The sequence below is a fragment of the Arcticibacter svalbardensis MN12-7 genome (genome assembly GCF_000403135.1).
Classification (GTDB): Bacteria; Bacteroidota; Bacteroidia; order Sphingobacteriales; family Sphingobacteriaceae; genus Arcticibacter; species Arcticibacter svalbardensis.
Map to the genome: position 1 here is coordinate 1 of NZ_AQPN01000037.1, position 7,360 is coordinate 7,360.

Here is a 7,360-nt window from a genome sequence, read left to right on the forward strand (position 1 = left end):
TTTATTAATTTACCTGACAATCAAGACAGGATTCTTTGATTGTGAGGATTTATATATGCGAAAAAGATTAATTAAAATAATGGCGATTCTATTTACTACTGTGTTTCTGATAGCTTTTGCTATCCTGATTTTTATGCGCCAACCTCAATTTGGTAAAAGTCCTTCAGGAAAACGTCTGGAACTTATGAAACAATCGCCAAATTATAAAGACGGGGCATTCCAGAATATTCATAATACTCCTCAACTAACAAAAGGCTATAGCTACTCTATGATATTGTATGAATTCATATTTAAAGTAAATCCAAGGTTGTGTCCAGTGGATTCCTTGCCCTCTGTTAAAACTGATTTGCTAAATCTTCCCCCGGATAAAGATGTATTGGTCTGGTTTGGACACTCTTCTTATTTTATGCAGATCGCGAATAAACGGTTTCTTATTGACCCGGTTTTTAGTGGAAGCATTTCACCAGTACCAGGTGGTGGTAAAGCATTTAAAGGAGCGGATATCTATACTGTTGATGACCTGCCTGAAATAGACTACTTGTTTATCTCGCATGACCATTATGACCATCTGGATTTTAAAACGATAATGAAGTTAAGGTCAAAAGTAAAAAAGGTAATCTGTGGACTTGGTGTAGGGTCTCATCTCGAATATTGGGGTTACTCAGCAGAAAATATTATTGAAAAAGACTGGGATCAACAGATTGATTTGGGCGATGGTTTTATAGTCAACACAGTTTCTGGGCGTCATTTTTCAGGAAGAACATTTAAACGCAATGGTAGTTTATGGATGTCTTATGTATTGAAAACACCTGCACTTAAAATATTCATAGGCGGGGATAGTGGGTATGATACGCATTTTACAGAGATCGGAAAGAAATTTGGCCCTATTGACCTGGCGATTTTAGAGAATGGACAATATGGTGATGGGTGGAAATATATTCACATGACCTCACAGGAAGTGCTTCAAGCATCAAAAGATCTAAAAGCTAGAAGAGTTTTTCCTGTTCATTCTTCCAAATTCGCATTGGCTAACCATCCATGGGATGAACCGCTAAAAGAAATAACTAAACTTGCTCAATCGGAAAGCATTCCCCTGGTTACACCAATGATAGGAGAAGTCGTTGATTTAATGGATGATAAACAGAGTTTTACCCAGTGGTGGAAAGGAGTAAACTAATGTAGCCTATTTGGCTATGTTGTCGTAATAGTGATAAATATAAATTATGAAAGCCTTAGCCAACCTCTTTGTTATTACCTTATTATTTTTAGTTTCTTCTTGCGATAAAGCAAATCTTAAAAAGGATCATATCCTATAATTGGTGCTACAGCTGGCAATATTGTTTCCATGTTATCAAGTGATTTTTTGATACTGGTAGTGATAGCATCTCTTATTGCTATTCCTTTATGTTTTATTTTGATGCATAACTGGTTGCAGAATTTCGCTTATTGTACTTCGATTAGCTGGTGGACTTTTGGTATTGCTGCAGTACTGGCCACTTAAATTACTATTATCACCACTAGTTTTAAAGCGTTGCATGCAGCATTGGTCAATCCTGTAAAAAGCTTAAGAAGTGAATGATTGCTATATTTGATCTAGCACAACACCACTTTATTCATTTGTAAGTTAGATTTTTTGCATGGATATTCATTTATTTTGGAAAAGAATAAACAAGTAAGATCTTGAGAAAAATTAACTAATTACTTGTGTGAACTAAGCTAATTTGAAAAAACGTATATTTGTTAAGTAGAATAATTTAAATTTTAATCAAAATATTCTACAATAAGCTTTTTTAAAGAAGATTTTATATACAGTAAATGGATCCATTCTATTTGATTTTCGGAACATTAATTCCCTCTTTAATTAGTCTGATTGCCATTCCCTTATTACCCGAGAAAAACAAATCAGCAGGAGCGTTTATCCTGGTCTTTTTAACAGCACTGATTTCTTCTATACCTGCCATACAGGTATTATGCTTTCATCATATTGTTGAAGCGGAAGTATTTTTAAATTATCCAATAGGAACTGTACTCCTGCGAATTGATCCTCTCTCTGCCTGGTTTATACTGATAATCAATCTAACCTGTCTTTGTGGGTCGTTTTATGGGATCGGTTATATGAGTAGCTACAAGGATCAGAAAAACAATATAACGCTTCATTGGATCATGTATGTGATTTTGCACACTGCTTTAATTTGGGTATGTATGGTTCAAAATGGTCTTGCCTTTTTATTGGTTTGGGAAATAATGTCTATTTCTTGCCTGTTGTTAATCATTTTTGAACATCAAAAGTCCGAAACCCTTAGGGCCGGTTTGATCTATCTGGTGCAAATGCATATGGGTGTTGCCCTGCTGTCTGTTGGTTTTATATGGGTTTATATCGCAGAAGGCTCATTTGACTTTGCTGCAATAGGTACTTATTTTAGTCACAATAGTCCAATCATTTTGTTTCTGATTTTCTTTATTGGCTTTGGTTTTAAAGCAGGGTTTTTACCACTGCATACCTGGCTGCCACATGCGCATCCTGCCTCTCCTTCCCATATATCCGGCATTATGTCTGGAGTAATTGTAAAAATGGGTATTTACGGCATACTCCGGATAATCACTTACCTTGATTCCGAATGGTTGCGAATAGGTATTGCTATGCTGATCCTTTCTCTGCTTACTTCTTTTTATGGAATTTTAAACGCTGCAGTACATCGTGATTATAAGAAAATGCTTGCTTTTTGTACTATTGAAAATATAGGAATCATAGGAATGGGAATAGGGCTGGGATTAATAGGTAAAGGCACTGGCAATGATTATTTATTTTATCTTGGATTCAGTGCTGCATTATTACATACTCTAAACCATTCGCTCTACAAAGCTCTTTTGTTTTTTACTGCAGGAAATATTTATCAGCAAACACATACCCGTAATATGGAACAGTTGGGTGGCTTAATTAAAGTAATGCCGGTAACGGCCATCGCATTTTTATGTGGTTCCTTAGCGATTGGAGGCTTGCCTCCTTTTAATGGTTTCATTTCAGAATTTCTTATTTATACTGGTTTATTGGATGGAATGAAATCTCCGAATGTGGAATTGAATGTACTGATGATTTTAAGTATTGCCGTTCTGGCTATTGTTGGTGGCATTTCTATGCTCACTTTTACTAAATCGTTTGGAACTATTTTTCTGGGATCTCCTAGGAAATCTTTTGATCATCCTCCTAAGGAGGTATCTGTTATTATGCAAATTCCAATTGGGATTATGATTGGAATTATGTTGCTGATTGGAATTTTTCCCAATTATCTATTACTAATTATCCAGCCGGTCGTACAGGTTTTTAATTCAGCATATCTTCCTTCTCCTGCCCTGGCTGTGTTAGATCCTACTTTAATGATGGTTGGCCGGATTTCTTTCTTGTTGATTGTCCTGGTTGCCCTGCTGTATTTTATTCGTTCACGCCGGACAAAAGCTACTGAGGTTATTTATGGACCTACCTGGGGCTGTGCCTATATTGTACCTAACCCACGCATGCAATACACTGGAAAATCATTTACAAAAACGCTTGCAAAAATGTTTTCTGTTTTCACAGATGAAAAAAAGGAATACAGAGAACTACAGGATACGGATGTGTTCCCTACTACTGAAACGCATTATATATCGCATTACAATGAGTTCTTTGAGACGCGTATTATAGATCCGTTGGATAAACGTCTGTTAAGATTGATGAATTATTTCTCTTTTATCCATAATGGAAGAACCCAGATGTACATACTGTATGGACTCCTGTTTATTTTGGTATTCATTGCAGCCACATTTTTGAATTTAATATAGTTTAGAGGTATGACCATGGGAATACTTATTTTTTTATTAATTTTAATGGTAAGCTGCTTTTTTGGTGGGATTGTCATCCGTACTAAAAGTGTTTTTGCCGGTCGTAAAGGTCCAGGCATCTTTCAACCACTTAAGGATGAATGGCGACTATTTCGTAAAGGCTCTGTTTACAGCAATACCAGCAGTTTCATCTTTCAAATTGCTCCGACAGTCTATTTTGTTTCCATAATTCTAGCGATAACAATGATTCCCTTAGGTAATCATGCAGGACTTATTTCTTTTAACGGTGATTTTGTCTTTTTTGCTTATCTGCTAACGATTGGAAAATTCTTTAATATTATATCTGCTTTAGATACTGGAAATAGTTTGGAAGGTATGGGTGCGAGCAGAGAAGCTTTGTATTCTATGTTAGCTGAACCTGCATTTTTTATCCTGATGGCTTCATTTGCCTTGTTAACCGGCCATACGTCCTTTCAGGGGATTTTTGGCTCCTTACATTTCTACACCTACATTTCTTATGCAGTGGGTTTCCTTGCTGCGTTTGTCTTTGTCATCATTGCTTTAATTGAGAATAGCCGTATGCCGGTAGATGACCCTAAAACTCATCTGGAACTGACAATGGTACACGAGGTGATGATCCTGGATAACAGTGGTTTTGATTTAGGACTGCTACTGCATGCTTCTAATTTGAAGTTTGCCATGTATGGTGCCATCATCTCAAACTTTTTTCTTACTCCAGGATCAGAGTTATACTACACCATTCCCATTTTTATCTTAACTCAAGTCTTATTTGCGGTACTTGTTGGTTTTATTGAATCATTTATGGCGCGGTTTAGACTAAACCATAATCCTCAATATATTTTTACACTTACCTCAGTTACCTTACTTATTTTTCTGGGAGTAATGCTCATGCTTGGGAAAATTGCTTAAAGAATAGAAGAAAATGACTAACATTATTTTAATCGCATTCATTATTACCCTGGTTCAACTGGGCTTGTCAAAGAGATTGAGTACCTATATCCGGGTTTTAAGTATTCAGGGCATTCTATTATTTGGTGTGGCCTTTATTGAACTGATCGAAATCAACGTAATTAACCTACTGTTTGTATTGCTGGAAACTGTTGTGTTTAAAACCCTTATGATCCCTTATTTTTTAAGCTATATCATTAAAAAAATAAGATTACGCATGAGGCTGAGCCTTTTCTGCCCGACTTTATGTCGGTCGTCATTATCACAAGCATCATTATCGGATCATTTCTTTTAGCAAATACAATAGGCGATCCGCATGTTAGGAAGATCTTTTTTGTCACTGCTTTATCTGCATTGTTTACTGGGATGTACTTCATTATCTCCCGTAAAAAGATTATTACCCATGTCATGGGTTTCCTGATCATTGAAAATGGAGTATTTGTTTTATCCCTGGCTGTTGGTGCTGAAATGCCATTCCTGGTTAACATTGGAATATTGCTCGATATTTTTGTCAGTGTATTATTGTTAGGGGTTTTTGTAAATAAAATAGGTGACATGATTGGAGAGCAGGATGTGGACCAGTTAAGTAGTTTAAAAGATTAAGGGACAATGATTGGAATCTATCTTATTGGTGCAGTATTCATTAGTTTGTCTTTATTCTTTAACAGGAATAAGAAGCTTCATTATTCCTTAGTTAGTTTGTATTTTGTTTTACAATGCACATTAACCATTTACGAATATGTTCATCTGAATGAGGTACAACTGGAGTACTTTACGCCGGACGCTTTGGGAATTATCTTCCTGGTTACGTTAAGTTTGATCTGCGGACCTGCTTTATGGCATAGTTATGTCTATTTTGAAACGGGAAAAGATATCCCCCGAGAAAGGAGCATTTACTTTGCGGCTATGGTGCTTTTGCTTACTGCATTAAGTGCTGCCTATTTGTCTAATCATATTGCCATTACCTGGATTTTTGTTGAATTGACAACACTAAGTTCATCTGCACTAATTTATCACCGGAGAAACCTGCATACCATTGAGGGCACCTGGAAATATCTATTTGTGTGTACTATCAGTATAACTTTGGTTTTTATTGGAATACTTTTTCTTACACTAGCTATTCAGCAAGATGGTATTAAAGATCTGAATTATAAGGTATTATTTAGTCAGGCTCCTACTCTTAACGTGTTCTGGCTGAAGTTGTCTTTCCTTTTTGTCTTTACTGGATTTACCTCTAAAGCAAGTTTGGTGCCTATGTATACCGCAGGGATCGATGCAAAAGATAAAGCTCCTTCACCTGCTGGTGCATTGTTTAGTAGTGTACTCATTAATATGGGTTTTGTTGGGATCTTTCGTTTATATGAAATCATTAGTCACACCTCTATTTTACCCTGGACTAATCAAATTCTTCTCATTTCAGGTGTATTGTCTGTTTTTGTAGCAACTGTTTACATGTTGAAGGTGAAGAATTTTAAACGAATGTTTGCGTATTCCAGCGTAGAACATATGGGGCTGATTATGTTGGGACTGGCTGCAGGTGGCATCGGGTATTATGCAGCGATTCTACATCTGATACTACACTCCTTTACCAAATCAGCTATGTTTTTCCAAATCGGTCAGGTCTACCGGATTTATAAAAGTAAAAGCGTTTATGATGCTGGAGACTATTTTAGATACAATCCTACGGGATCGATGATCTTGTTATTAGGCTTTTTTGTGGTCACCGCTATGCCTCCTTCAGGGATGTTTGTGAGCGAATTTCTAATCTTTACTGCTCTGTTTGAGGCGAACCATTTTTGGTTACTGGCAATTATATTGTTGCTGCTAACCTTGATCATCTGGTCGTTGGGAAAAACTATATTCAGGATGATCTTCATTAAACCTATTGGATTTAATGATACTGATGTTAAAAAAATTCCAGTAATAGAATCACTAAGTCAACTTGTTTTTCTTGGGTTTGTCATTTATATTGGGGTTAATACTCCTACTGTATTGATCAATCTTATTCACGTGGCTATTCAGAATTTACCTAAATAACATGGAAAATTTTATCACCTTAAAAAACAATCAGACCATTCCCTTGCAGGATATTCCAGTATTGGCATACCCTGAGTTCCTGGAGTTAAATATTTCGTTGGTTAAGGAAGATGCTAATCATTGTGTAAATTATTATGGATTTCCGGTATTAAATACAATTAAACTGATATGCTGCATTGCTGATGATGCGAAACAAAATATTTACGTATCCTCTTCGGTAATTGAAAAAGATAGGCAGGAGCCATTAACATCTTTTACTGCACGAAAACTTTGTTTTCATCTATTTGAACGCGAGCTTCATGAAAATTTCGCAATCCCTTATTATGATCATCCCTGGTTAAAACCTGTCCGATATCCTATTGATCGGCCTAATCAAGAAAACACGATTTCCAATTATCCCTTTTATCAAATCCATAGCGAAGAATTGCACGAAGTTGGTGTAGGGCCAATACATGCCGGGATTATTGAGCCGGGACACTTTCGTTTCATTTGCAATGGCGAGCAGATTCTTCATCTGGAAATTCAGCTTGGGTATCAG

The 7,360-nt window shown here is 36.3% G+C and carries 6 protein-coding genes; all 6 read left to right on the forward strand.

Going from position 1 to position 7,360, the window contains the following annotated elements; genetic code table 11:
* Nucleotides 1–1,177 (forward strand): MBL fold metallo-hydrolase (locus ADIARSV_RS04145; protein WP_316929486.1); only part of this gene is annotated, 1,177 nt, incomplete at its 5' end.
* A 638-nt stretch (nucleotides 1,178–1,815) separates the two neighbouring features.
* The gene (locus tag ADIARSV_RS04150; protein WP_040299042.1) at nucleotides 1,816–3,816 is read left to right on the forward strand and encodes a proton-conducting transporter transmembrane domain-containing protein; all 2,001 of its coding nucleotides are present in this window, start codon (nucleotides 1,816–1,818) and stop codon (nucleotides 3,814–3,816) included.
* Between the two features lie 15 nt (nucleotides 3,817–3,831).
* Nucleotides 3,832–4,746, forward strand: coding sequence for a respiratory chain complex I subunit 1 family protein (locus tag ADIARSV_RS04155; RefSeq protein ID WP_052016944.1), 915 nt, complete (start codon nucleotides 3,832–3,834; stop codon nucleotides 4,744–4,746).
* A 285-nt stretch (nucleotides 4,747–5,031) separates the two neighbouring features.
* Nucleotides 5,032–5,388 (forward strand): hydrogenase-4 component E, encoded by a 357-nt coding sequence (locus ADIARSV_RS04165; RefSeq protein WP_016194144.1) that lies wholly within the window; start codon nucleotides 5,032–5,034, stop codon nucleotides 5,386–5,388.
* Nucleotides 5,389–5,394: 6 nt separating this feature from the next.
* Nucleotides 5,395–6,822 (forward strand): proton-conducting transporter transmembrane domain-containing protein, encoded by a 1,428-nt coding sequence (locus ADIARSV_RS04170; protein ID WP_016194145.1) that lies wholly within the window; start codon nucleotides 5,395–5,397, stop codon nucleotides 6,820–6,822.
* A 1-nt stretch (nucleotide 6,823) separates the two neighbouring features.
* Nucleotides 6,824–7,360 (forward strand): hypothetical protein (locus ADIARSV_RS04175; protein WP_040299047.1); only part of this gene is annotated, 537 nt, incomplete at its 3' end.